This is a genomic window from Aeromonas enterica, assembly GCF_054052465.1.
Map to the genome: position 1 here is coordinate 34,218 of NZ_JBSTYL010000026.1, position 24,305 is coordinate 58,522.

A 24,305-nucleotide genomic window follows, 5' to 3' on the forward strand; every position below is an offset into this window, starting at 1 on the left:
GGACGGCGCACGATTGCTGCGCCCAACCTTCTCTTCAACGGACATAGTTAACTGCATGATTACAAATTTAACTCATTGGATTACTGACAATTTTTAAATGATAAAGCAAGAATATTGAACCCAAGCTGCTCGGTGCTAAAAGTTATCAGTGCCAATAAGGGCATAAAGGCGAGCCAGCGACAACTTGTGTCCAGAGCATGGATGCTCTCAATAATAAGCGTTGCGCGAGGCGTAGGTGGTCTGTCGGGCATTATAAGAAGGAAAAGGGCGGGGAAGTGGGGGCTTGGTCACAGTGGGGGCGTCAAACGTCCCCACTGTGTGCATTCATCAGGCGAAGCAGGCCCAGATAGGGGCGTGGTCGGAGGGTTTTTCGATGCCGCGCAGCTCGTAGTCGATGCCGGTCTCGGTCACCTTGTCCTTGAGGGCGTCGGAGGCCATGATGAGGTCGATGCGCAGGCCGCGATTCTCGTCAAAGCCCTTGGAGCGGTAGTCAAACCAGGAGAAACGCTCGCACTCCGTGGGGTTGGCGGCGCGGAAGGTGTCGGTCAGGCCGAACCCTTTCAGACGCTCCATCCATTCACGCTCGATGGGCAGGAAGGAGCATTTGCCATCCCGCAGCCAGCGCTTGCGGTTCGCCTCGCCGATGCCGATGTCGAGATCGGTGGGGGAGATGTTCACATCCCCGATCAGCACCAGCGCGTCGTCCGGGGTGTGGTGAGTCTCCAGATAGTGCTGCAGATCCTCATAGAACTTCTGCTTGGCCGGGAATTTGGTCTCGTGATCCTGGCTCTCCCCCTGGGGGAAGTAGCCGTTCATCACCTTGATGAGGGAGCCATCTTCTCGCTCGAAGGTGGCCATGATCATCCGGCGCTGGGCATCTTCCGGATCCGTGGGGAAGCCTTTCTCCACCTTGACCGGCTTTTGCTTGCTCATGATGGCCACCCCGTAGTGGGCCTTCTGGCCGTGAAACGCCACGTGATAGCCCATGGCCTCCACATCCGCCAGCGGGAAGGCCTCGTCGTGTACCTTGATCTCCTGCAGGCCGATCACATCCGGCTGGTGTTTGTCGATGATGGCTTGCAACTGGTGCAGACGGGCGCGCAGGCCATTGATATTGAAAGAGATGATCTTCATGTCCGGGATGCTCATGTCATTTTTATAAGTCGCTATTGGACTAGGAATCCGCCGTGGATGCAAGTTCGGGGGCTGTGACTGGCGCAGCTGCTCGGTAACCTGTTCACGAGCTGTCGCGAGAGGCTGTCAGCAAGGTGAAGCGCAGCGCAGGAACCGGAGCGTATAGAGATACGTGAGGATTCCGAGCAGCACATGAGCCTTGATCACGGCCTCGCAGCAAGATCGTGGGCAGGTTGTCAGCGGGTCATCTTCTTGACGAACACCACCACAAACAGCGCCAGCGTGAAGCTGCCGGTGAAGGCCTCGAAGGCGGCGAAGATCCGCGACAGGCCGATGGGGGTGAAGTCCCCGTAACCCAACGTCGTAAAGGTCACCACGCTGTAGTAGAGGCATTCGAGCAGGAAGATGGCGTTCTGCTCGAAGGGGGCGCCAGGCCGGTAGATGAGGTGGTTGCCGTTGAAGCTCAGGCCGAAGAAGAAGTAGAAGATGCTGCAGATGAAAATGAGCAGCAGGGAGAATAGCACCACCCGCATGGGGGCCTCACCGTAACCGCAGAACAGATCGACAATCCAGGAGGTGAAGCGCTGGGTCGACCAGAGCGGCAACTGCAGCCGGCGCATGGTGAGCTCCTGCTGTATGTAGCGGCCGGACATGGTGAAGATGCCCTGTGCCTCCGAGGCCTTGCGCAGGTCCCGGTAGGTCTCCTCGGCCTCTTTCAGCCAGATGCGGGCCTGCACCGGATCCCGTTCCTTGCGTCCGCGCCGCTCCTGCATCAGCCGTTTGCCGGTGTTGAGGTTGTCGAGTCGGGTATTGTGCCAGCGAATGCCGAGCAGGTTGACGTCGTCGAGCTCGGCGCAGTGCAGGTTGGCGTCGCTGAGGTCGGCCTTCATCAGGCTGCCACCTTTGATGCGGATACCGTAAAGGTGAGCCCCTTGCAGGTTGGCCCGGTAGAGGTTGCACTGCTCCAGCAAGAAGCCCTGCGGGGCCCCCTTCTTTACCAGATTGAGGCCGGCCAGGTTGGCGCGGGCCAGTTGCAGGCCGTGGCACAGACCGCCCTGGTGAATGTAGTGCTCCAGCTCGCGAGCGGTATGGGGACTCTGATGGTTGGCGTGGGGATCGTGCCAGCGGCACAGTTCGTGATCCCCTGCCTATTCACTGCAATGGCGCCCGTCAGCCACCAGATATCGACACATGGCCATCGTCTGTTTCCTCCCCTTGCCGAGTCTGTATCAGCATAGGCGAGCGAGACAGCCTCTGGGTCAGCTGAGCTGGGTAAACTCCTGACGCAGCTTGCGAAAACGGTCCTGCTGCGCCGGGTTGAGGGGAATGCCGTCCAGCACCTCCAGGGTCTCCTTGCATTCGGCGCCAAACTCCGGGCTCTTGCGATTTTTCTGCATCAGCTGCAGCAGCACCTGGATCTTGTTGAGGGCGGCGCCGGTATTGGCCGGTGCCCGGCGCAGCGCCTCGCGAAAGTGGCCCAGGGCCTGCTCCAGCTCGCCGCTCTGGTAAGCCTTGATACCCAGTTCGTTGAGCTGCTGGTAACGCTGGCGCCGCTCCAGCACCGTCTTGTCGTCACGGGTGGCCTGGATGCAGGTGGTGAGCAGCCGGTCCTCATCCTCCGCCAGCAGCGCCTGCAGCGTCTCGGCGTATTCAAATTCACCGAGCTGGTAGAGGGCGAGTATGGTCTCGCCCAGCAGGCTGGGGGGCATGGTGCCCGGTTGATCGAGCCAGTTCTGATTGGCGCGATAGAGCATCTTCTTGCCCTTGAGCAGTTCACCCAGGGCGATCTGCACCCTGGCCTGGCAGATCTGCTCGAACACCGGGTAGTTGAACTCCGACATCATCAGCGAATCGCGAATGCGCGACAGGGCCGAGTTCACCTGTTTTTGCAGGTTGGCGATGTGGTAGATGTCGTTGCTGTTAAGGGCGTAGAGGGTCAGCGCCTGGATATAGGCCCCCAGGTAGTGGGGGGTGCGGTGAATCGAGTTGCGCGACAAGTCGATGAGCGACAACAGCACGTCCTTGGCCTGGGCGTAGTCGTGGCGCAGCAGGCACACCTCTGCCAGCCGGCGGGAGAGCTGTACCGACTGGGGGGAGATATCCACCGCCCGTCTGAGCTCCTGCTGGGCCTGCTCGTCATTGCCGAGCGCCAGCTGGGATTCTGCCAGCCAGAGGTGAGCCTCCACCATCAGCGGGGTGTTCTTGAGGGTCGCCTGCAGGTGGCTCACGGCCTCCTCGTTCAGCCCCAGTGTGTGACACGCCTTGCCCAGTGTCAGCCGGGCCCAGCTGTTCTCCTGGCCGGCCAATAACTGGCGCATCAGGCTGCGCGCCTCCTTGGCCTGCCCCAGTTTGAGCTGGGTATCGGCTTGTAGACAGCGGCAGAAGTTGGCAAAGCGCGGCACCGCATCGGCCCGCTCGGCGCAGGCGGCCAGCAGGGTGGGCAGATCGTCCTGGGCGAGGGCGCTGAACACGCTCTCCAGCGCCAGGCGGCGGGCGAGGGCGCGTTTGAGACGAAACGAGAACTGCTCCTGAGAGAAGGGCTTCATCAGGTATTCGTCGGGCTCGGCCTCCAGCGCGCTCAACACCATGGCACGGGAGCTGTCGCCACTCACCATGATCACCACGCTCTGGGGCGGGATGAGCTTCTGATCCCGCAGGCTCTCCAGCAGCTGGCGGCCATTCTCGCCGACCCCCAACTCGTAATCGAGCAGGTAGATGTCAAAGGTCTCTTTCTGACAGCGACGCCTGGCCTCCTCGGCCGAGTTGACATAAGTGATGCGATTGATGCCGATGTTGATCAGCATCGCCTTCATCATCACCTGAAAGGATCGCTGTTCGTTGACCAGCAGGATGCGCTTGGGTTTGGGTGTGGCTTTTTTCTCTGGCTCGGATTCCGGTGTCTGCATCTGTTTGGTCAGGGCGCTACGGGCGGATGACAGAAGTGTGCCACCAAAGCGCGCAGACAGGCAATTGAACATGGGGTGGCGCCGCGGTTTTTCGGCCAAGCCCCGCCGTTCATGACTTCTGCCGGACCAAATAGGGAGGCACGAGGGGATGGCAGACGGCGAACGCCTGCCTGGCCTGGACGACGAAGCCATCCACCAACCAGCGCTGAGATCGTCCTTTTGGGTGGCTTTTTTCAGGGTGGGGATTGTGTGCTCAGGTGTCTTTTGATACCACTGAATGCTTTCCCCTGCGGATCAGCTGCCATTGCGCGACAAGGAGTTCCCATGCGCCTGCCCCCCTTTCCTCCGCTGGTCTGGATCGTGATCCTGGGCACCTTCATGGTGCGTACCAGCTTTTTCATGGTCTGGCCCTTCCTCTCCATCCTGCTCTACCGGGAATATGCCCTGTCGGCGTCCGGCATCGGGATGCTGCTGGGCGGCGCGGCTGTGCTCTCCTGCCTCATCGGCTTCTACGTCGGCTGGCTCTCCGACCAGCTCGGCCGGCGCACCATACTGCTGCTCGGCTGCGCTCTGTCGTGCGGTGCCTACCTGCTGCTCGGGTTTGGCCACTCCCTCTGGCTCATCGCGCTCGGGGTGTTTGGCTCCGGCCTCTCCTACGCCTTCATCGACACCCCCGGCAAGGCGCTGATGGGGGATCTGCTGCCCGAGAAGGGGCAGCGGGAGCTGGCTCAGCACCTGCGTTACTTCCTGCTCAACGTGGGGGCGGGAGTGGGGCCCCTCATCGGCGTGATGGTGGGGCTTGGCGCGCGCCAGGAGACCTTCGTGGTGACGGCCGCCAGCTATGGTCTGCTCGGCATCGCCTTCCTGCTCGGCTTTCGCCGCGAGTGCGCCGGCCGGCCGGATGCGGGACTCACCCTGGTGGCCATGCTCAAGGTGGTGGGGCGGGATCGGGCCTTCATACTGTTTATCCTCGCCAATCTGCTGATGATGCTGGTCTACGCCCAGGTTGAGTCGCCGCTGATCCAGTACCTGACCCGCGCCGGCGCCCCCGAGGTGGAGACCCTGGTGGCCCTGCTGGTGGCCACCAATGCGCTGACCATCATCACCCTGCAGTTTCCGCTGTTGCACCTGACCCGGCGCTGGCGGGTGAGCCTGCGGCTGCAGTTCTCCATCCTGCTGATGGCGGCCGCCCAGGTGATGTTTGCCCTGTCGAGCCCGGCCCTGCTGTGGCCCTGGCTGGTGGCGGTGTTCTTGCTGAGCGTGGGGGAGGCGGTGCTGTTCCCACTCTTCAACGTGCTGATCGACGAGATGGCGCCGGCCCACCTCAAGGGGAGCTACTTCGGCGCCAGCGCCCTGGCCGGGCTCGGCTGGGCGCTCTCGCCCCTGGTGGGGGGCTGGCTGTTGCAGGTATGGGGCGGCCCGGCTCTGTTCGCCGTGATGACCGCGATTTGCGTGCTGGTGTTTGTTCTCTACGGGGCAGGCAGCCGGGCGGTACGTCCATCTGTCGATCCGGCCGGCTGCGAGGATTAGACGGGGAGCACCTTGTCGGCGGTCACTTGCTTGATGTCGCCGAAGGCGCGCTCCACCACCCTGCCGTTGCCCACACAGTCGGTGACACCGGCACGCCATCAAGTGGCGTCATCTGACTATTGAAGAGGCTCCGCGTTGCGGGGCCTCTTTTCTCATGGCTTCTTCTGTACCAGATAGGGCGCAAATTGTGGGCTGTATTCGGCCCGAAAGCCCTGATCCGTCTTGATGATGAGGTAGACAGCCAGTTGATGCGTCTTGGCAAACGCCATCGCCTGCTCGGGTCCCATCACCATGAGGGCGGTGTCGAGGGCATCGGCTTCCAGTGCGGTCGGGGTGATCACGCTGGCGGAGACCAGCTTGTGGGTCACAGGCGCGCCGGTGGCGGGATCTATGATGTGGGAGTAGCGCTGGCCATCGAGCTCGTAATAGTTGCGATAGCTGCCTGCGGTACTGAGCGCCATGCCGTTCGGGCTTACCACATCGGAGAAGGCCCCCGGTTGATCGGACGGCTCGACGATGGCCACTCGCCAGGGCTTGCCCTTGGCGTTGTTGCCCTTGCTGCGCACGGCACCCGCCACTTCGATCAGGTAGTTGTGTACCCCCTGGTTTTCAAGCAGGGTCGCTATTTCGTCAGAGGCGGCGCCCTCACCCAAGGTGGAGAGATCGAGGTAGAGACTCGGGATTGCCTTGCCAAGCAGGAAGTGATCCCCCTCTGGCGTCAGGCTCAGCTTGTCTATACCCACCTTGAGGCGGGCTGCGGCAATCTGCCCGGCATCTGGCCGCTTGATTGGACGCTTGTCCGGGCCGAATCCCCACAGATTGACCAGCGGGCCCACGGTCACGTCCAGCTTGCCCTGGGTGAGGTGCCCGGCATCCATGCCCTGCTGCACTATCCTGGCCATGGCCGCTGGAATGACAGTGGATTGCTTGCCCGTGCTCTGATTGAAGCGGGAGATGAGGGAATTCGGGTCGTAGGTGGAGATCTCGTGATTCATGCGCACCAGCAGGGCGTCGACCTCTTGCTGCAGCGCCGGCTCGCCGCCCGGGAAGGGGTCGCTCAGGGTCACCGCGTAAAAGGTGCCCATGGTCTTGCCCTGAATGCGGGTCTGGGTCGGCGCAGGCTGGCAGGCGGTCAGCGCCAGCAGCAGGGTCAGCAGCAGGCCGCGCAGGGCCAATACCGGGGGAAACGACATAAGCAATATCTCTATCTTGAACAGGGCCTTGTGCCATGGGCCGCCAGCTTAGCCAAGCGGCTGGCGGCTGGCGAGTAGTCGTGTGGAAAATGGCGGGAGAAAATTAAACAGAGGTGGGCCGGGAAAGGGGTTGATGCGTATCCATTCAGGTTCAGCGTCTGTTGTGAATAAGGTCAATCTGGTGACCTGACCCGCAGCTTTGCGCTAAAGCCATAGCCGATTGACAACATTTGAGTAGAATAAGGTCGATTTTGACAGCATCTTTGCCAGTTCGGGCGCTCGCCTGCAGGCAATCGTGTTGCCATCTATTGCCAATCAAAGGAGAGGATGATGAAAAAGGCGATTACCCTGCTGTTTCTGAGTACCCTGGCTGCCCCGGCTCTGGCCGATGAGTGCGCGTTGGTCATCGAAGGCAATGATGCCATGCAGTACAACCTCAAAGAGATGAGCGTACCTGCCACCTGCAAAGAGGTGACGGTGACCCTCAATCACACCGGCAAGATGCCGGTGACCGCCATGGGCCACAACTGGGCGCTGGCGAATACCGCCGACTATCAGGCCGTGGCCACCGCAGGTATGAGTGCCGGTGCCGACAACAACTACCTGCCCAAAGATGATCCCCGCGTGCTGGCCCACACCAAGCTGGTGGGTGGTGGCGAGAGCACCAGCGTCACCTTCAAGACCGACGGCCTGGCCGGTAAAGACCTCACCTTCTTCTGCTCCTTCCCCGGCCACTTTGCCATGATGAAGGGCACCTTCAAGATCGGTTAAGCCGCTTGTCGGGTTGTCATGAAGAAAAAAGCCGGGCTGCCCCGGCTTTTTTTATGATGCGGATACCTGGTGTCGATCGCGCGGTGCAGATGAGCCAAGCGATTGAATGACTGGTTCATTTCGTGATCTGGCGAGGCGTGGCCGCGCCCTGGACGGGATAGAATAGGCCGCAAGCGGGGCCTGTCGCCCCAGACTCAGAATGGGTGTGAGTGATGAGAACAGTCAAATGGGTGGTCAGCTGTTGCCTGCTGCTGGTGTGCGCCCTGGCGCTGGCGGCAGAACCCCCGGTCAAGAAGAGCCGCAATGGCATCTGCCACCCCCAGGGCGGCACCTATTACAGTCGCACCAAGCACTACACCCCTTACGACTCCATGCAGGCCTGCCTCGACAGCGGGGCCGCGCCCCCAAACGTTGAGCTCGACACCAGCGGTTGTGCGGGCCTCTTCCTTATCGGGCTTGCAGGGTAAAGAAGGCGATGGCTGTTTTCTTCTGGCACTCCAGTCTTATGCTCTCTTCCCCCGTGACCACCAGCGTCTCGTTGACCGCGACGGCTTGGCCCTCAACGTCGAGCTGGCCGCTCAGCAGGTGGCAGAGGTAGGTCTTGTCTGTATCCAGACTGAGGCTAAGCGGGAAGGGCAGATTCAGCACCCGCACGTTGGCGCCGATGCGCGCAGGATCATAGATGAGTCCCAGATCCGTCACCTCTTTTTTCAGCAGCTCGCAGTGGGTCTCGTCGTCTCCGCTGAAGTGGGCCGCCTCGAAGGTGGCATAGGGGTGGCCGTTGAGCACGAAGCCGGCGCCGCTGATGGGCAGCAGGATGCGCTGATAGCCGGGAAATTTGGAGAAGGGGCCGGCGCCCTTGATGGGGGCCGAGCTCAGCCGGTAGTCAAAGTCGAGCTTGTCCAGGGTGGCGCCGCTGGGGGCGATGAAGATCTGGGCTGTGGTGCCCTGCTTGTTCTTCCAGGGCATCTTCAGCTGGTCAGACTCTTTAATCAGGGTGATCACTATGGCGCCTCGGCAGTGGAGTGAGAGAAGGGGCAACGAGGCCAAGTGATACCATCCCCCAGGCCGGCTCACAAGGCGGCAGCGCTTCGCTTTCGTCCGGTTGGCCACTATTTAGGCGCATTGGTCTGTCTGCCACCCGGCCTGCTCAAAATACCGCCATTCGACGGGGCCGGATCGGGTGAAACCCTCAGGCTGTGATCCCTGCGCTGTTAAACGGGCGGGAGGCCGCTACACTGGCAACTCTCTTGTTGTCTGGAGGCCCCATGGCCCACAAAATCATTCTGGATACGGATCCCGGTATCGACGACGCCATGGCAATACTGTTTGCCGAGGCGCACCCTGCCATCGAGCTGCTCGCCATCACCACTGTGTTTGGCAATGCCACTATAGACAACGGCACCCGCAACGCGCTCTGGCTCAAGCAGAAATATGGCATGAAGGCGGACGTGGCCCAGGGAGCCGTGGCCCCGCTGCGCCGCGAGCCGGTGGGGCCGACCACGGTCGTGCATGGCCCGAGCGGGCTGGGGGACGTGGAGGCGGGAGAGGTGACCATCACGGCGGATCCCAGACCCGCCTGGCAATATATCGTCGAGGCGGTGAAGGCCGCGCCTGGCGAGATCACCCTGGTCACCATAGGGCCGCTCACCAACCTGGCGCTGGCACTGCAAGAGGCGCCCGAGATCACCGCTCTGGTGAAGCAGGTAGTGGTGATGGGGGGCGCCTTTGGCGTCAACGGCCATCGCGGCAACGTGACTCCCTATGCCGAGGCCAATATTCACGACGACCCCGATGCCGCCGACCGGGTGTTTACCGCCGACTGGCCCGTGGTGATTATCGGGCTGGACGTGACCCAGCAGAGCTTTTTCAGCAGCGCCTATCTGGATGCACTGCGCGATGACGCGGGCGAGCCGGGCCGCTTCCTGTGGGATGTGAGTCGCTTCTACCTGCGCTTCTACTCGGAGCGCATCGGTCTGGATGGCTGCCACGTGCACGATCCCTCCGCCATCGCCTACGTGATAGATCCGACCCTGTTCACCCTGCGGGAAGGACCAGTACGGGTCATCAACGAGGGGCCCGCCATCGGCCATACCCTGCAAAAATTCGATGGTAAATCCCACCCCCACGACGGCTGGGCCGACTATCGTGCCCAGCAGGTCGGGGTGGCGGTGCGGGATCAGGCGTTGCTGGCGCTCTATCGCGAGACGCTGGTGGCCTGGGGCAAGGATTGCTGAGTGGCGCTCAAATGACGCTGTGGCTGTGATCCCCGCCAAACAATCGGGGTCAATGGCGGCTTATACTGGCAGCAGCGCGACCGGGAGGACACAAGATGGCCTGAGCGGCGCGCGGATATCGAGTCGTTAGGAGGGAAATAGATGGCCTGGTTATCCTTGTTGGTGGCGGTTGCCCTGATCTGGTGGTTGATGAAGCTGGGACGGGGCGCCCTGTTCGAGATCCGGTTGCAGCCTGGCAAGCTGGTGGTCAAGCGGGGCAAGGTGTCCCCCGCGTTCATTGAGCATGCCAAGCAGATACTGCGCCACGAGACGGTGCGGGGCCGCATTCTGGGCCAGCGTGACGGAGACGGCGTCAAGCTGGTCTTCTCACGCTCCATCCCCGAGCCGGTGGCCCAGCGTTTTCGCAATGTCTTCCCCTATGCCGATTACCGCCAGCCGGCGACGCCTCTGCCGGGGTCAAAACCGCGCAAGAGCTGACGTAGTGCTCGCACACGGCAAACGGGCCTCCACTGGAGGCCCGTTTTTTGAGGCTATGTCCCAATTTAGTGTTACATAGGGCTCCCCTGGCGCTTGATGCAAGCAACAGGGTTGGCTGGTAGCGTCACCGTATGCGGTGTTGTGGTCGTCATCGGCAAGAAGGCGTTTTACTGGGGGAAGCCGTTAGGAGAGGCGGCGGATGTACCGACCGATGAAATTGAAATCTGATGCCGGTTTAACGGCTCTATCAAGCTCGGCGATTTCCGTGCCACCCAATTTGATAAACTGCCAGGGCGGTAGCTTTTTATGCTCGCCTTTTGTATTCACCAAGTTGTTATCCGTTTTACATAGCGGTGAACAAGTCTCGCGGTTGCTCAGCGCATCGTCATCCTATCGCCCCGGTACTGCAGAGCCTTCCGAACATGACCCTCCTTTGTTATTCATTTCTGCGCACTTATAGACGTGCAGCGTTGCGAGAGGCGAGTTGCGTGCCCATGAGCGTCATTGGGTCACTCAAGATGGCATGATGAAAAAAGGCACCCGAAAGGGTGCCAAAGGCATTGGAGTTATTGGCTGACGAGTTGAGCCCGGCACAAATTCAGGTAGTGCCATGCCACGCCAAGAAGCACCCAGTCTTTAAGGATGAAGAACTCTGTGGTGGGCACGCCATCGACCAGCTTCCAAACCCCCGGTGTTGTCAGCAGAAAGCTCAGGGTCGCCACGAAGGTGACTATTGCTCCCCAGCTACTCCAGTAACCGAGGTGTGGCCGCCAGAGTCCGGCTACCAGCCCAATGGCGGTCACTATCTCAACCAGGCCGATCAGGTTGGATACCCCTTGTTCTGACAGGAGGCTATAAAGCCAGCTCATCAGGGGATGGTTTTCCACCAGAGGGCGAATGGCTGCTGCCTCGGTTGGGGTGAACTTGAATACACCAATCCAGAGCAGTATCAGTACCACGCCACCCAGAGCAACCAGGAAGCCTTTATCGTATCGTTGCATCATGATTCCTCATTCAGGGGGTCAGAGTGACGATCGGGAAATCGATCTCGGTGGCTGCAAGATGGTTGCCGTAGTTGGTCATGGTATTGATCACCACTTGGCCAAGTACTTCCAGCACCAGCTCATCATCCAGCCCGGCGCTGTAGGCATTGCGCAGTTGCTCGTCACTGATGACTCCGCGCTGGGTGACCAGCAAGGTCGCCAGTTGCAGCAAGGCATGATCGATAGGGTCTGAGGCATCTCCCTGACGAGCGGCTTTGATGGCTTCGGGTGTGTGGCCCACCTTGCCCGCCAGCAGGGTATGCGCTGACAAGCAGTATTGGCAGTTGTTGGCCTGACCTATGGCAAGAGCCAGTAACTCACGCTGACGGGCGGTCAGTCGTCCCTTGCTCAGTGCGTCAGCAAAGGCCAAAAAGCCGTTGAACAGGACTGGCGAGTGAGCCAGCGTGGCGTAAAGGTTGGGTACCATGCCCAGATTGCGCTGCATAGCGGCAAAGGTGGGGGCAACGGATTGGGAAGGTTGGGATACGGGTTGAATGCGGCTCATGGTAGTGCTCCTGTATGTTTCATTAAGGTACGGGAGACAGTTTGTCGCACATCGTGATATGGTTTATCACTCATAGTCCTTAAATACACACTATTCGTCTCAAATATGGATCCTCTTTCCGTCCTTCTTGCACACACAGTCCCACGTGCCCAACTGTTTTTCACAGGAAATCTGTGTCAGCACTCCCATAGCCAGGACTATCCGGCAGGTGGTCATCTTCATTTGCTGCGTAGCGGTGAGCTCACTCTTTATCACGAGGGGGCCGAGCCGCGCTTACTCACAGAACAGACCCTGATCCTTTTTCCCGGAGGGCTTCCCCACCGTATGGAACCGCGCCAACTGGGGGGATGCGATCTGGTGTGTGCGGCTGTTTCATTCGGGCAGGGGGGCGCATCACCGCTGCAACTTGCACTGCCTGATGCCCTGGTGCTGCCACTGAGCGACCTGCCAGCACTGGCGCCGTTACTGACCCTGTTATTCGACGAGGCATTTGCTAACCGCTATGGCCAAGAACCCATTCTGACCCGGCTGTTGGAAACCTTAGTCATCTTGCTGCTGCGTCATATGGTGGAGCGTGGTCTCTGCCAACAGGGGATGTTGGCCGGTCTGTCCGAGCCGCGGCTGGCCCGTGCGATTGCAGCCATGCATTTACGTTCAGAAGAGCGGTGGACGGTGGCGACATTGGCAAAGGAAGCGGGGATGTCCCGTGCCCGCTTTGCTGCCCACTTTCAGGTGCATACAGGGTTATCACCCCTGAGCTACCTGACCCAGTGGCGGATGTTGTTGGCCTGTCAGCAGTTATTGGCGGGGGAGTCGATCACTCAGGTTGCTCTGGGGGCGGGATACAGTGGTAGCGTCGCGTTCAGTCGGGCGTTCGAGCGAGAGTTTGGGATGAGCCCGGGGCGTTGGCTTAAAAAGCAGCGGTAGCAGATCACCTTAAGACGACAGCTGAGGGCGTGAGGAGTCACGATACGAAGCATGGACTTTGGTGGACGCTACGTCAGGGTTGTCTGCCAGTTTCGGGGCGCAACTGGCGCCTTGATGCGGAGGGATTCTGTCAATTAGGTGTAGTGCGACTGTCATGTTTTAGTGGTCATGACCCCGCCGAACCCGGCGGGGTAGATGGTCGCCCAGCAGATAACCTGTGTTCTGAAGTAATGACCGATAACTACATTGCCAAGGCGTAAAGGTGTTCTACCTGTTTGGCATCTGCAGTTCTGGGATTACCTGGCGCACAGGGGTCCGCCAATGCTTTGTTGATCCAGCCATCGATATCACTCTCCTTGATCCCCAGCAGACCGAATCCGGCAGGGATCCCAACCTTGGCAGAGAGTGCCTTGATGGCATCAATGGCCGCCATGCTCGCGGCCTCTTCACTCATCTGCCGGGTATCAACCCCCATGGCCTGAGCGATACGGGCAAAGCGAGCAACACAAACAGGCCGATTGAACTCGCAAATTACAGGTAGCAATATCGCATTGCACACGCCATGGGGCAGGTTGTGGGTGGCTCCAGGCTGATGGGCCAGCGCATGTACCAATCCCAGCCCGGCACTGTTGAACGCCATGCCAGCCAGATATTGTCCAAACGCCATCATTTCACGCCCTTCGATATCATCGCCATGCATGACCGCCTGAGGCAGGTAGCGACTGATCAGACGGATCGCTTCCAGTGCAGAATGGTCGGTCAGGGGATGAGCCCCTTTTGCCACATAAGCCTCTATCGCGTGGGTCAGCGCATCCATGCCGGTTGCCGCCGTCACCGACTGCGGGATGTTGAGCATGATGGCCGGATCATCCACTGCGATATCCGCAATGATCCGGGTATCGATGATCACCTCTTTCACTTGGCGTACCGGATCGGTAATGACGGCATTGCTGGTGACTTCTGCCGCTGTTCCCGCGGTGGTATTGATCGCCACCAGAAACGCGCCTTCACGCTCAACCTTGCCTACCCCGCTGTAGCGGGTAATGGGACCCGGATTGGCTGTCAGGATCTTGATCCCCTTGGCCGCATCAATGGCGCTGCCACCACCGATAGCGATCAGGTAATCGCAGCCATTCTCACGAAATGCCTGATACCCGGCATCGACCACGGCTACTGTCGGATTGGGCGTCACCTCGTGGTAGAGGGCATAATCCATCTCCTTCGCTGCCAGCACATCGAGCAAGGGGGTGAGTAGACCAAGGCGATACAAATCGCGATCCGTGACGACTAACGCCTTGTTCAGGCTGTGTTGCTGCAGATAGGTCAGGGCGTCTGCAATGGCGCCTTGACCATGAAAACTGATTTTTGGCATTGCCAGCATAAAACTCATCTTGATTCCCTCAATGTTGTATCGATAGCCAAGAGCCGCCGTCTCTTGGCTATCCACACATTTGTGCGAAAGAAGGGGAGGCGGCTCTACTGCGCCGCCTCCCAGGGTTAACTGGTGGGAGTGACCCCTTTTTTAAGCAGGATGTTGCCGTACTTGGCACACTCGCCAGTGACGACGATGGCAAATGCCTTGTTGGCGCGTTCATAGAAGGCAAACCGCTCGATCCGCTCTACCTGCAGACCGGTGCGAGCATCGGCCAAGGCTGCGAGATAGCGTCGCTCCACAGTCGGGTCCAACTCATCGCCCGCAACCGCCGCCATCATCACCAACGGCGGCGCATAGCTGTCGAGCTCAAACAGCGGCGCCATTGCCTTGAGCAAGGGATCGACACCCAGGCCATCCATCCGGATCACCTGTGGTCCCATGCTGTGGGCCGGAAAATGGGCGTCAGCCAGAATGATTTCATCGCCATGCCCCATCTGGGCCAATACCTTCAGCAGATCAGGGCTGATGAGAGGAGAAATACCTTTCAGCATCATGGTTCCTTAGCGGGTCTGTAACGGGCGACCGGCAAACTCGTTGGCATTGAACAGTTCATCGTCACTGCGGTTGGCTCGCGCATCAGGCATGCCCAGGGCGATCCGGATATTGATGAAGTCTCGCATCGAGGCGGCATCCACCCGGGTGATGGGTTTTTGCAGTTCGGTGGCCAGCAGCAGAATGCGGCAATAGGCATCGACGTTTTCCAGCTTCCAATAAGCATCTTCCACATGGTCACCCCAGACGATGACGCCATGGTTCTCCATGAAGATGCATTGATGGTCGAGGGAGGTCTCACCCACGTTATGGGCATTCTGCTCGCTACCAGGAGTGGCATAGGCGGCCAGCCCTACCTCACCAAAGAAGATGTCAGGTTCAGGCATGATGCCGGTGGGAGGCACGGATCCGGTGATCAAAAAGGCATTGGCGTTGGCCGGATGAGCATGAACACACGAGCGGGCACCGCTGGTTTTCATGATGGCGAGGTGGGTTTTGATCTCGCTGGTTGATGGGCGAACCCCCGCCTTCTGACGACCTTCCATATCAACCAGACAGATATCTTCCGTCGTCATGAATCCTTTGCTGATCAGGGTTGGGGTGCAGAGCACCAGATTGTCACCGACACGCACCGAGACATTGCCGCCATTGCCATCGACATACTCTTTTTGCCACAAGCGGCGGCCGATATCGCAGATACGCTGCTTGATGAGTTCGATACCGTCGCTGTAGAAAAAGGCATGTACCTCCTCCGGCGTAACGGGATCAGACCCCTCCTTCCATTGGTAGATGAAATTGGGCAAGGGGGGATTAATGCTCCACTCCTGACGGATATCGTTATGTGCGTTCATAGTGCAAATTCCTTATAGATGGCTTGATAGCGCGCACTGTCTGCTGCGGGCTCAAAAGTAGTGAACTGGGCAATGATGGCCTGGCGGGCGGCATCCACATGGGGATGTACGCCAGAGCCGGCCATGGCATAAATGGCGGCTCCCAGCACGGTGGTTTCTGACTCATCGATGGCAAGTACCGGAATGCCGAGCACATCAGCCTTGATTTGGTTCCAAAGCGGGTTGCGTGAACCGCCCCCCACCAGCAACAGGCGATCGGTATTGAACTGGCCTATTTGTTCGAGTAGGCCCAACTGTTTTTTCAACACCATGGCCAAGGCTTCCAGGGCCGCGCGATAAAAGTGACCACGCGTGGTATTCAGCGATAGACCTGAAAAGGCCCCCTGACCAATCCCCTCGGCATTGGCCAGCAGATTGGGGGTCATTCGTACGCCGTCGCAACCTGCAGGAATGGCCGTTGCTTCACGGATCATCTGTTGATAGTCGTTTGTCCCCTTCCAATAGAGCTGACGTATCCACTCCAGCACGCCGGAAGCCAGCCATTGCAAACCCGGATTGAACAGACCGGCCTGGGCATCCAGTTCACAGGTTGAACCCGCAATGGCAGGCAGGGTCGCAGTATCGACGGCTTGGCTGCGGACCATCAGGATCTCCCAGGTCCCGGATGAGAGAACCGGTTGGTTGACGGCGGCCCCTGAGCCTACCAGCGCAAACTGGGTGTCATGGCCTGCTGCAATGACCGGAATACCCTCAGGTAACCCCAAGAAAGTTGCTAACGCTCCTTGCAATGGGCCAATGACCTCACCAGCCTCAACCATGGTCGGAAACAGGCTGGCAGGCACATCGATGGCATCCAAAATGGTGGAGCTAAAGCACTCCCGCTTGAGATCAAGCAGTTGGCTGGTGCCCGCCATGGTGCGGTCCGTTGTAAAACGGCCGGTCAATCTGTGATTGATCAGAGAAGAGATAAACAGCCAGGCATGAGCCTGTGCAAACAGCTCGGGCTGATTCTCTTTAAGCCAGATCAGTTTGTAGAGGGTATTGAAACTGAAATGGCCGATACCGGACTCCCGTTGCAATAGTTCGGGGTCAAGATAGCGATGGACTTGCTCCATCACCGCCACGGTACGTGGGCATTTCCAGCTGATAACGGGGTAAAGCAACTGTCCCTGACGATCGACCAGCGCACCGTCGACGCCAAATGTGGTGACCGTGACGGCCCGGATAGTGAAGTCCGCCAATTGGGGGACAAGCTGCTCACAGCAAACTTGAAAGCGTTGGAGAATTTCATCGAGTGACCATTGGTGCCAATGGCTATCCTCGACAGCCGCCTGAGTGGCATTGGCAACTGCAGCCTTGGCAATAATCTGGCCTTGATTTCCTACCGCAATGGCCCTGACGTTGGTCGCACCGCAGTCGAGAACAATGACAACATCTTGTGACATAACAGATCCTTACAACGAATCACCAAAGGATGGGGGTGGTGACAAGCCACCCCCTGTCACGGGGTATTAACGGTAGAGCGGGCCGTAATTTTGGCAAGCGCGGTAGTCCTGACCCTCGACATCCATGCCATGTGCCCCCCAGGCGGATGGGCGCAGCAAGGCCGCCTCGTCCAGGTTGTGCATGCAGACAGGTATGCGCAGCATGGCTGCCAGGGTGACCAATTCATGACCCACATGACCAATGGTCAGTACGCCGTGGTTGGCTCCCCAGTTGGCCATGACCGAATAGACATCACGGAAGGGGCCCTTGCCGGTCAGGCGAGGAGCAAACCAGGTAGTGGGCCAGGTCGAGTTGGTGCGCTCATCCAGGGTGTTATGCACCTCGGTGGGCAACTCGACACTCCACCCCTCGGCAATCTGCAAGACAGGGCCAATCCCCTTGATCAGGTTGATGCGACTCATGGTGAAGGGCATGCCACCCTTGGTCAGATAACGGGTGGAGAAACCACTGCCCCGGAAGTACTCATCGATAGCCGGGCACCACTGGGTTGCCCCCAGACAGGCTTTGATATCCTCAGGAGTGACCTCCCAATGAGGTTTGATGGTGGGCATGCCTTTGGCACCTTTCTGCTGGCCAGTGCCATCGAGCGCGGCAGAGCCAGAGTTAATCATGTGAATGATGCCGTGCTCGGCGGCACCTGCGAGCTGATGGCCAGTGACGCGCTGCACGGCATCTGGTGACCAGTAGGTGCGCACGTCACAGAAGATCTGGGCCGTGCCGGTCAGGCCATAACCCAGCAGCATAGTCATGGCGTTGAGGCTGTCGTTTTCGGTGCCCATGATGAGTGGTGCGCGGGCACCATTCCAATCGAAAGAGCTGTTGAGCAAGGTCTCCGCGGTATCCCCGTTGGGATATTGATCCGTCCAGTGACGCTGGCCCTGGAAGCCACCCACAATTGCGTTGTAACCCAGCGCTTCTTCACCAAATCCCAGCTCCGCCAGTTTGGAATTACCCTGCATCATGTCGCGCATGCAGATCGCCATCAGCAGGCTCTCGCGCAATACGCCCTTCTTCTGCTGCGGCGAACACTGCCGCTCCTGCGGGTTGAGATCAGGCCCTTCATTGAAGTGTTGGCCAGCCCATTCCATGGCGAGATCCAGCTCCTGCGGATCATATATTCCCTTGTCCATCCGGCGGCGCAGCTCTGTCATGTCGACAGCCTGCACCTTCATGCCGAAATACTCTTCAAAGAAGGTGTGATCCACGATAGAGCCGGCAATCCCCATGGAGACGCCACCGAGGGAGAGATAACTCTTGCCACGCAGGGTTGCGACCACCAGGCCGGCGCGGGCAAAGCACAACAATTTATTCTGCACATCTTGCGGGATGGTTTTGCAATCCGCGTCCTGCACATCCTGACCATAGATGGAGAAAGCGGGGAGCCCTTTCTGGTTGTGACCGGCCAATGCAGCCGCCAGATAAACAGCCCCCGGCCGTTCGGTACCGTTGAAACCCCAGATGGCTTTCGGGCGGAACGGATCCATATCAATGGTCTCACTGCCATAACACCAGCAAGGGGTTACCGTGATGGTAAGGCCAACATTGTGCGCCTTGAACTTCTCTTCACAGGCGGCTGATTCTGCCATGCCGCCAATGGTGCCGTCGGCGATGACGCAACTGACATGTTCACCACTGGGGTGGCGCAGATGCTCGCTAAGGAAATCAGCGGTCATGCGAGCCATGGTCATGGTCTGCTCTTCAAGGGATTCACGAACCCCCATGCGACGACCATCAATGGTGGGACGAATGCCGATAGTGGGTAATGCGCCAATTAATTTGTTCATGTCTGATCCTTATGCCTTGTGGCCTTTGAAACCGAAGTGGATGAGGTAGATAAAACCGATAAGCGGAATGATGAATGCCATGCGAATACCAGCCATGTCCGAGATTTGACCCATGATGGCTGTCAAAACTGCGCCTCCCAGGATGGCCATGATGAGACAGCTGCCACCAAACTGGGTGTCCTTGCCAAGACCATGTACCGAGAGGCCAAAAATGGTGGGGAACATCAGCGACATACAAGCCGACACCCCAATCAGGCCGTAGACGCCGGCCATACCGCCGACCATCATCACCACCAGCAGGCAAAGCACTGCGCCAGCGGCAAGCAGACCCAGCAACCGGGCGGGGGAGATGAATTTCATCAGGGCGGTGCAGACGAAGCGGCATGCCGAGAAGATCACGATGGAAGCAAGCAAGTAGGTCGACGCATCGGCTTCATTGCCGCCGACTTCTGTCATGACATAGCGGATGGTGTAAGACCAGCAGCCGATCTGGGCGCCAACATAGAAGAACTGACCCAGCACTCCGCGCACAAAGTACCCCTTGGCCAGCAGGCGGGCGAAGCTGCCCTTGAGATCAAGACCGTTGTTGTTGGCATCATGGGCAACAGGCATGCGGGTGAAGGCGATAGCCAGCCATACAGCAACAATGACCAGTGCCACCACCACATAAGGCCCCATTACTGCTGCCAGCTCACCGGTTTGAATTTGACCAATCTCATCGGCGGACATCAGCGCTCGCTCTGCATCGGTGGCCGGATTGAGTTGCGAGAGAATATAGAACTTGCCGATCAACACCCCGGTAATGGAACCAATGGGGTTAAACGATTGTGCGAGGTTCAGACGGCGAGTGGCAGTCTCTTGGGGACCCATTGCAATGATATAAGGGTTGGCACTGGTTTCCAGAATGGAGAGTCCGCCAGCCAGCACAAAAAGGGAGGCAAGGAAGGGGCCATAAGTCATTATTTGACTGGCTGGGTAGAACATCAGTGCGCCCGTACAAAATAGCCCCAGCCCCAACAACACCCCTGCCTTGTAACTGAATCGCTTAATAAAGAGCGCAGCAGGCAGGGCCAGACAAAAATAAGCACCATAGAAAGCGGTTTGCACCAAGCCAGATTGCATGTCCGTCAAGGTAAATACCTTTTTGAATTGTGCAATCAAGACATCCGTCATGTTATTTGCCAACCCCCATAAGGCAAAGCAACTGGTCAGCAGAATAAACGGTATCAATATGCTTTTGGGTACGACCTGATGAGATATACCCGTACTTTTGGGCGAAATTTCATCGCGACTGTTTTCGCAAACAGTAGCTTGGGATGTACTAGCCATAATATAAACTCCATTTATTTCATGTTTTGTAGGATATGAGGTTCTATTTTTTGTGGTATCTGTTTAACTGCCTTACATTACTTTCGTTCTTTTCTGTCAGGATCACATCCAGATCACTGAACTGGCAGATCCTGACAATGCCGGAACGATTTTCTTTATGAGAGTCTGCCAGCAATACTTTCTGCCTGGCTGACGCGAGCATTACCTTCTTGGTTGAGGCATTAATCTCGTTATTTTCCCAGATACCGCTAGTCGAGCTGTATGCTGAACAGGAGAGAAACAGCGTATCCACCCGATACTGGCTGATATTGCCACTGGCAATAGTGCCCACGAAGGCAGCATATTTTTCTGAATATTCACCGCCAATAGCGATGGTTTTTATGTTTTTCTTTACCGCCAGACTTAGTACATTTCTGAATGAATTGGTGATCACTGTCAGTGATATGTCCGGTAGTGCCTCTGCCAGATACCAGCAAGTCGAGCTGGCATCAAGCATGATCATGTCTCCCGGTTTAATCAGAGCCAATGCTTTATAGGCAATCAGTTTTTTCTCTATCGAGCGTTCATGTTTACGTTTATTAAATGCCAATCCGGCATCCGCATTATCAAGCGATATAGCTCCACCATGCACCCTTTTTACGGAGCCATTGGATTCCAATTCTTGCAAATCACGTCGTATTGTTTCTAGCGATACAGAAAAACGGTGTGAAAGTTCCTTAACTGTGACTGAACCAGCCTGAACAATATATTTTTCCATATCAACAATTCGAGGTGACAACATAATTATCCTTGGCGTGTTAGGGTGCATTGATTATATGGTGATGACTCTTGATATATATGTGATCTGGCGCAGACTTTCCCAGTTGTGAAACGGGTGAAAGCTTGGCAAAACGGGCATATAGTCACACCGTCAGTGACCTTATCGTATTGAAATATATATGATTGATCGGAAAATAAACTTGCCCGTTTTCAGGTGAAATACCCAAAATCAGGCAACTTTCAAATGCAGAAAATTGAATTGGCTCACAAAGGTTTTGTTTTATCAATTGAAAGGTGTTGTTGCCCAAATCGAGGCAGCTTGAATGGAACTAACTGAAAGTACGGCGATCAGCTCACCATCATCCCTTTCGAGTCAGCATTCATGGGCAGGTGCTTCATCCTATTATCAACAGGCGCTGTGTACGCCAGACTACGGCTGTGTCAGCAAGCGGGTCCGTATGGTCAAGGTGGCCTATCGGCAGCCCTCCAGGAAACATATCACCGACCTGATTATCGACGCGACTGGCCTGAGGGTGTTTGGTGAAGGTGAGTGGAAAGTCAGGATCAACGGGCAAAAAAACGGCGAGTCTGGCACAGGTTGTATCTGGCGGTAGACCCGGTGAGTCACGATATCGTGGCTGCGGAAGTGTCGTTGGAGAATGTTCATGACGCTATGTTGGAGAATCTCCAGATTATTTGAGCTAGATAGTTAGGTACGACGAAAGACACCTGGCTCTCAAAGGCACAGGGGATATCAATAGCAGGCCTGACCTGCCAGCCTTGAATGTCTCTGGACTACGCTGATGTGACATAGCTATCTCCAATAGCCGTGTAATTTAAGGCTTGGAAGTTTTAATACTCTCACTCAAATCCTTGAGCATCAACTCTCGGGAGGGTTTTACTAATGACCCCTTCCATATTTTAGATGTATTTAAAATCCCACTGAAAGGATGATATTATCATTACAATGATTGCGTATGCATTATTTTTCGATTGGCTATTTTTTTTCTAAAAATATTTTTATTTATTTCGTTGATAAGTACTTCTTTATTGACCGGTTTAGTAATGTAACCATTCATACCGTGTGACATATAGTATTGCTTGGACTCTGGCATTGCATCAGCAGTTAATGCAATAATTGGAATGTTGTGCCAAGGTTGTGAGGATTGTCGTATCTGGGTAGTCGCTGCTAAACCGTCCATGACAGGCATCTGGACATCCATCAATATCAGATCAAAAGTGGCTTGTGCCAATTTGGTCAATGCTTCTTCTCCTTGTATCGCCAGTGTGACCTGATGGCCGACAGAATCGAGCATGGCACCTATTACCTTGCGATTAGTGGCATTGTCATCCACCAGTAAAATACGGTAGCTCTCCTGATTAACTGACTTGGAGGGTAAGCAAACAATGGAAGGTATGGTTGCTTGTGCAGGCCAGATATAGGTAAAGGTACTGCCCAATCCATTTTGACTCTCGACCAAAATGTCCCCTCCCATTAGACGTGCGAGATTGCGGGATATTTCCAAGCCAAGGCCGGATCCACCATATTGACGGGTGATGGAAACATCGGCTTGGGAGAAGCGTTGAAATAAGTTGTCTATCTGAGCCTTGCTCAAACCAATACCCGTATCCTGGATCGAGATCCTGACCGAATGGCAGTCTTTATCCAGTGGCTGACTATCTATGTTGATATTGACCTCACCCTGATGGGTAAATTTGATGGCATTGCTCAGTAGATTGAACAGTATCTGACGCACCCTCAGCGGATCCATCATCAGCCATTCCGGTGTATCAGGCGCCAAAGTCAGGTTTAGTTTTATCCCCTTTTCGTCGCAGCTACTCTGCATCAGCACCCGGATGTCTTCCAAAAGATGAGGTAAATGATGGGGGGCGAGGAGCAGTTCGATCCGGCCCTCTTCCAACTTGGAAATATCCAGGATGTCATTGAGCAGTCCCAGCAGGTGGTTGGCCGATTCCCGAGCGGTCTCGAGATAGTCTCGTTCCTTGGGCGCCATTTCTCTATCCGCCAGCAGCGACAACATGCCAAGAATGCCGTTCATGGGGGTGCGGATTTCGTGACTCATATTGGCCAGAAAACTACTTTTGGCCCGTTGACCGGCTTCTGCTTCACGGTTGGCCTGGAGTAGCTTCTCGTTGAGTTGCTGCATCAGTTTGTGGTGCAGATATGATGTGTTCATCTGGCGCCATATGAGCAGAGCCAGCACAAACAGCAAGGCAAACTGCAAGGTGGCGATCAGTGTGGTTGTTATTATCTGCTCTCGCACTCCATCACGTCGGATGACGTCGAATAAGGTCGCCTGCTGGTTGACCTCCAGTGTCAGTTGATGAAGCAGGGGGAGCAGTTTTTCCAGCTCCTGGTTTAACTGTCGATGCGCGGTCAGGTCCAGCAGTTTGACCTTGTCTGGTCCGAGCCAGATGTCGGCCAGAGCAATGTAACTGAGGATTGCCTTGCTGGCTTGTCGGTATATCTGGGTCTGTTGTAACAGGCTGCGATCCTTGCTCTCCAGTATCAAGTCCATGCGACTCACCAGGATGTCGTACCTGAGCTGAAACTTGGCTTGTGAGTCATGCTGCAGTGAGTTTTGAAAGCGCAACGCCTCGTTGTAGAGCTGAAAATAGTTCCACATGACGTTATCTTCGCCTTGGGTAGTACTGCGATGAAGGTCCTGAAATTGTCGATACTGGATGGTGCCGATACCGGCAAAGGCCAGTAACAGGACGCAGAGCACCACGAATAGTGATTGCTGACTCGCTGCTATGGATCGCATGAGATGCCTCACTCCACCTTGATCTGGCTGATCTGCCAGATGGCTCGACCGTAGTAGAGCTTGTTGCGAAGCTCAGGATATTGATCAAAGGGATAGATGAGAAATAGTGGCCCTTTGTCGCGTACCGAGAGGGGTTTGCCATTGATGCTGCGGGCCAGGATCACTTGGTATTGTCCGGCATCGCTGGCGGGTACCTGAACGGAATAGTCATTGAGGGCTGTGATAGTTAGCTGCTTGCCATTGGCGCCGACCTTGGCCAATAGCTCACTGAGCCGCGGACCCCGAAAGGTTTTCTCCTCGTCGTACCAAGGAGTGTGGGTCTTGATTTCGTACTCGGGCAGTTGATCCAGCATTGCACTATCCCACAATGCCAATTGCTGGTAGTTGGGCTGAGTGATGGTCCCCTCTACTCTGAGCAGGGCGTTGTCGGGAGAGGGGGTTGCCTGCGCGACTCCGCAGAGGGAGACCAGAAGCGGTGCGACATACAAGGTGAATTTCATATCTTCCTCCAGAAATCCGTTCGAAGCAGATACCGGCAATGGTGAGCGTCGGCAAGGGAGAGTAAGCAATATACGGGCCGAGCCATGAGAACCGCCAGTTTGTGGTCTGGCTGAGGAGGGGAGGGAGGATATCGGCT

At 56.9% G+C, this 24,305-nt stretch carries 21 protein-coding genes and 2 pseudogenes; 7 read left to right on the plus strand and 16 right to left on the minus strand.

Annotated features, from left to right (window positions below; all coding sequences use genetic code 11):
• Positions 1-327 precede the first annotated feature (327 nt).
• From xthA to ACW5XD_RS20295, 3 genes are all read right to left on the minus strand, one after another.
• Positions 328-1,134: an exodeoxyribonuclease III gene (xthA, locus tag ACW5XD_RS20285; RefSeq protein WP_456496436.1), complete on the minus strand. Its 807-nt coding sequence runs from the start codon at positions 1,132-1,134 to the stop codon at positions 328-330.
• A gap of 236 nt (positions 1,135-1,370) precedes the next feature.
• Positions 1,371-2,267 (minus strand): ion channel, encoded by an 897-nt coding sequence (locus tag ACW5XD_RS20290; protein WP_456496457.1) that lies wholly within the window; start codon positions 2,265-2,267, stop codon positions 1,371-1,373.
• A 126-nt stretch (positions 2,268-2,393) separates the two neighbouring features.
• Entirely contained in the window at positions 2,394-4,040 is a 1,647-nt protein-coding gene (locus ACW5XD_RS20295) for a response regulator (RefSeq protein ID WP_456496458.1), read from the minus strand.
• Between the two features lie 324 nt (positions 4,041-4,364).
• On the opposite strand from ACW5XD_RS20295, the gene ACW5XD_RS20300 reads away from it, so the two are divergent.
• Entirely contained in the window at positions 4,365-5,570 is a 1,206-nt protein-coding gene (locus tag ACW5XD_RS20300; protein WP_456496437.1) for an MDR family MFS transporter, read from the plus strand.
• Positions 5,571-5,722: 152 nt separating this feature from the next.
• On the opposite strand, the gene ACW5XD_RS20305 is transcribed toward ACW5XD_RS20300, so the two are convergent.
• Positions 5,723-6,763 (minus strand): FAD:protein FMN transferase, encoded by a 1,041-nt coding sequence (locus ACW5XD_RS20305; protein ID WP_456496438.1) that lies wholly within the window; start codon positions 6,761-6,763, stop codon positions 5,723-5,725.
• Between the two features lie 330 nt (positions 6,764-7,093).
• Between ACW5XD_RS20305 and azu the strand changes: the two genes are divergently transcribed.
• A complete protein-coding gene (gene azu / locus ACW5XD_RS20310; protein WP_042871224.1) occupies positions 7,094-7,534 on the plus strand; it encodes an azurin in 441 nt (146 codons plus the stop codon).
• 212 nt (positions 7,535-7,746) lie between these two features.
• Positions 7,747-7,949 (plus strand): annotated as a pseudogene (locus tag ACW5XD_RS20315) (hypothetical protein).
• A gap of 32 nt (positions 7,950-7,981) precedes the next feature.
• Here ACW5XD_RS20315 and ACW5XD_RS20320 read toward each other — a convergent pair.
• On the minus strand, positions 7,982-8,539 hold the full coding sequence (locus tag ACW5XD_RS20320) for a HutD family protein (RefSeq protein ID WP_456496439.1): 558 nt from the start codon (positions 8,537-8,539) through the stop codon (positions 7,982-7,984).
• Positions 8,540-8,802: 263 nt separating this feature from the next.
• On the opposite strand from ACW5XD_RS20320, the gene ACW5XD_RS20325 reads away from it, so the two are divergent.
• Together ACW5XD_RS20325 and ACW5XD_RS20330 are read left to right on the plus strand one after the other, a co-directional pair.
• Positions 8,803-9,771: a nucleoside hydrolase gene (locus ACW5XD_RS20325; RefSeq protein ID WP_456496440.1), complete on the plus strand. Its 969-nt coding sequence runs from the start codon at positions 8,803-8,805 to the stop codon at positions 9,769-9,771.
• A gap of 141 nt (positions 9,772-9,912) precedes the next feature.
• Positions 9,913-10,248, plus strand: a complete 336-nt coding sequence (locus tag ACW5XD_RS20330; RefSeq protein ID WP_456496441.1) for a DUF3634 family protein — start codon at positions 9,913-9,915, stop codon at positions 10,246-10,248.
• A 566-nt stretch (positions 10,249-10,814) separates the two neighbouring features.
• On the opposite strand, the gene ACW5XD_RS20335 is transcribed toward ACW5XD_RS20330, so the two are convergent.
• On the minus strand, positions 10,815-11,249 hold the full coding sequence (locus ACW5XD_RS20335) for a DUF417 family protein (protein ID WP_456496459.1): 435 nt from the start codon (positions 11,247-11,249) through the stop codon (positions 10,815-10,817).
• Between the two features lie 13 nt (positions 11,250-11,262).
• Positions 11,263-11,796, minus strand: a complete 534-nt coding sequence (locus tag ACW5XD_RS20340) for a carboxymuconolactone decarboxylase family protein (RefSeq protein ID WP_202211778.1) — start codon at positions 11,794-11,796, stop codon at positions 11,263-11,265.
• A gap of 105 nt (positions 11,797-11,901) precedes the next feature.
• Here ACW5XD_RS20340 and ACW5XD_RS20345 point away from each other — a divergent pair, with 105 nt between their 5' ends.
• Complete coding sequence (locus ACW5XD_RS20345) at positions 11,902-12,723, plus strand: AraC family transcriptional regulator (protein ID WP_456496442.1); 822 nt, start codon at positions 11,902-11,904, stop codon at positions 12,721-12,723.
• A 241-nt stretch (positions 12,724-12,964) separates the two neighbouring features.
• On the opposite strand, the gene fucO is transcribed toward ACW5XD_RS20345, so the two are convergent.
• From fucO to ACW5XD_RS20380, 7 genes are all read right to left on the minus strand, one after another.
• Positions 12,965-14,113 (minus strand): lactaldehyde reductase, encoded by a 1,149-nt coding sequence (gene fucO, locus ACW5XD_RS20350; RefSeq protein WP_016350002.1) that lies wholly within the window; start codon positions 14,111-14,113, stop codon positions 12,965-12,967.
• A gap of 107 nt (positions 14,114-14,220) precedes the next feature.
• The gene (gene fucU / locus ACW5XD_RS20355) at positions 14,221-14,649 is read right to left on the minus strand and encodes an L-fucose mutarotase (protein ID WP_456496443.1); all 429 of its coding nucleotides are present in this window, start codon (positions 14,647-14,649) and stop codon (positions 14,221-14,223) included.
• Positions 14,650-14,658: 9 nt separating this feature from the next.
• Positions 14,659-15,501, minus strand: coding sequence for a class II aldolase/adducin family protein (locus tag ACW5XD_RS20360; protein ID WP_456496444.1), 843 nt, complete (start codon positions 15,499-15,501; stop codon positions 14,659-14,661).
• Positions 15,498-16,946 (minus strand): L-fuculokinase, encoded by a 1,449-nt coding sequence (gene fucK, locus ACW5XD_RS20365; protein WP_456496445.1) that lies wholly within the window; start codon positions 16,944-16,946, stop codon positions 15,498-15,500. The genes ACW5XD_RS20360 and fucK overlap by 4 nt, the downstream gene beginning before the upstream one ends.
• Before the next feature lie 66 nt (positions 16,947-17,012).
• Positions 17,013-18,791, minus strand: a complete 1,779-nt coding sequence (locus ACW5XD_RS20370) for an L-fucose isomerase (RefSeq protein WP_456496446.1) — start codon at positions 18,789-18,791, stop codon at positions 17,013-17,015.
• 9 nt (positions 18,792-18,800) lie between these two features.
• Positions 18,801-20,120, minus strand: a complete 1,320-nt coding sequence (gene fucP, locus ACW5XD_RS20375) for an L-fucose:H+ symporter permease (protein WP_456496447.1) — start codon at positions 20,118-20,120, stop codon at positions 18,801-18,803.
• 43 nt (positions 20,121-20,163) lie between these two features.
• Entirely contained in the window at positions 20,164-20,901 is a 738-nt protein-coding gene (locus ACW5XD_RS20380; RefSeq protein ID WP_456496448.1) for a DeoR/GlpR family DNA-binding transcription regulator, read from the minus strand.
• Positions 20,902-21,295: 394 nt separating this feature from the next.
• Here ACW5XD_RS20380 and ACW5XD_RS20385 point away from each other — a divergent pair.
• Positions 21,296-21,552: pseudogene (locus ACW5XD_RS20385) on the plus strand (transposase); the annotation flags it as partial.
• A gap of 289 nt (positions 21,553-21,841) precedes the next feature.
• Here ACW5XD_RS20385 and ACW5XD_RS20390 read toward each other — a convergent pair.
• Entirely contained in the window at positions 21,842-23,668 is a 1,827-nt protein-coding gene (locus ACW5XD_RS20390) for a response regulator (RefSeq protein WP_456496449.1), read from the minus strand.
• 8 nt (positions 23,669-23,676) lie between these two features.
• The gene (locus tag ACW5XD_RS20395; protein ID WP_456496450.1) at positions 23,677-24,168 is read right to left on the minus strand and encodes a molybdopterin-dependent oxidoreductase; all 492 of its coding nucleotides are present in this window, start codon (positions 24,166-24,168) and stop codon (positions 23,677-23,679) included.
• Positions 24,169-24,305: the final 137 nt, after the last annotated feature.

What these genes read in the sequence shown, in the direction of transcription:
- xthA (WP_456496436.1), bottom strand. Translation starts at nt 1,134, where the DNA reads ATGAAGATCATCTCTTTCAATATCAATGGCCTGCGCGCCCGTCTGCAC.
- fucU (WP_456496443.1), bottom strand. Translation starts at nt 14,649, where the DNA reads ATGCTGAAAGGTATTTCTCCTCTCATCAGCCCTGATCTGCTGAAGGTA.
- ACW5XD_RS20325 (WP_456496440.1), top strand. Translation starts at nt 8,803, where the DNA reads ATGGCCCACAAAATCATTCTGGATACGGATCCCGGTATCGACGACGCC.
- ACW5XD_RS20360 (WP_456496444.1), bottom strand. Translation starts at nt 15,501, where the DNA reads ATGAACGCACATAACGATATCCGTCAGGAGTGGAGCATTAATCCCCCC.
- fucO (WP_016350002.1), bottom strand. Translation starts at nt 14,113, where the DNA reads ATGAGTTTTATGCTGGCAATGCCAAAAATCAGTTTTCATGGTCAAGGC.
- ACW5XD_RS20305 (WP_456496438.1), bottom strand. Translation starts at nt 6,763, where the DNA reads ATGTCGTTTCCCCCGGTATTGGCCCTGCGCGGCCTGCTGCTGACCCTG.
- ACW5XD_RS20390 (WP_456496449.1), bottom strand. Translation starts at nt 23,668, where the DNA reads ATGCGATCCATAGCAGCGAGTCAGCAATCACTATTCGTGGTGCTCTGC.
- ACW5XD_RS20295 (WP_456496458.1), bottom strand. Translation starts at nt 4,040, where the DNA reads ATGCAGACACCGGAATCCGAGCCAGAGAAAAAAGCCACACCCAAACCC.
- ACW5XD_RS20330 (WP_456496441.1), top strand. Translation starts at nt 9,913, where the DNA reads ATGGCCTGGTTATCCTTGTTGGTGGCGGTTGCCCTGATCTGGTGGTTG.
- ACW5XD_RS20340 (WP_202211778.1), bottom strand. Translation starts at nt 11,796, where the DNA reads ATGAGCCGCATTCAACCCGTATCCCAACCTTCCCAATCCGTTGCCCCC.
- fucK (WP_456496445.1), bottom strand. Translation starts at nt 16,946, where the DNA reads ATGTCACAAGATGTTGTCATTGTTCTCGACTGCGGTGCGACCAACGTC.
- ACW5XD_RS20395 (WP_456496450.1), bottom strand. Translation starts at nt 24,168, where the DNA reads ATGAAATTCACCTTGTATGTCGCACCGCTTCTGGTCTCCCTCTGCGGA.
- ACW5XD_RS20380 (WP_456496448.1), bottom strand. Translation starts at nt 20,901, where the DNA reads ATGTTGTCACCTCGAATTGTTGATATGGAAAAATATATTGTTCAGGCT.
- ACW5XD_RS20300 (WP_456496437.1), top strand. Translation starts at nt 4,365, where the DNA reads ATGCGCCTGCCCCCCTTTCCTCCGCTGGTCTGGATCGTGATCCTGGGC.
- ACW5XD_RS20335 (WP_456496459.1), bottom strand. Translation starts at nt 11,249, where the DNA reads ATGCAACGATACGATAAAGGCTTCCTGGTTGCTCTGGGTGGCGTGGTA.
- ACW5XD_RS20345 (WP_456496442.1), top strand. Translation starts at nt 11,902, where the DNA reads ATGGATCCTCTTTCCGTCCTTCTTGCACACACAGTCCCACGTGCCCAA.
- azu (WP_042871224.1), top strand. Translation starts at nt 7,094, where the DNA reads ATGAAAAAGGCGATTACCCTGCTGTTTCTGAGTACCCTGGCTGCCCCG.
- fucP (WP_456496447.1), bottom strand. Translation starts at nt 20,120, where the DNA reads ATGGCTAGTACATCCCAAGCTACTGTTTGCGAAAACAGTCGCGATGAA.
- ACW5XD_RS20370 (WP_456496446.1), bottom strand. Translation starts at nt 18,791, where the DNA reads ATGAACAAATTAATTGGCGCATTACCCACTATCGGCATTCGTCCCACC.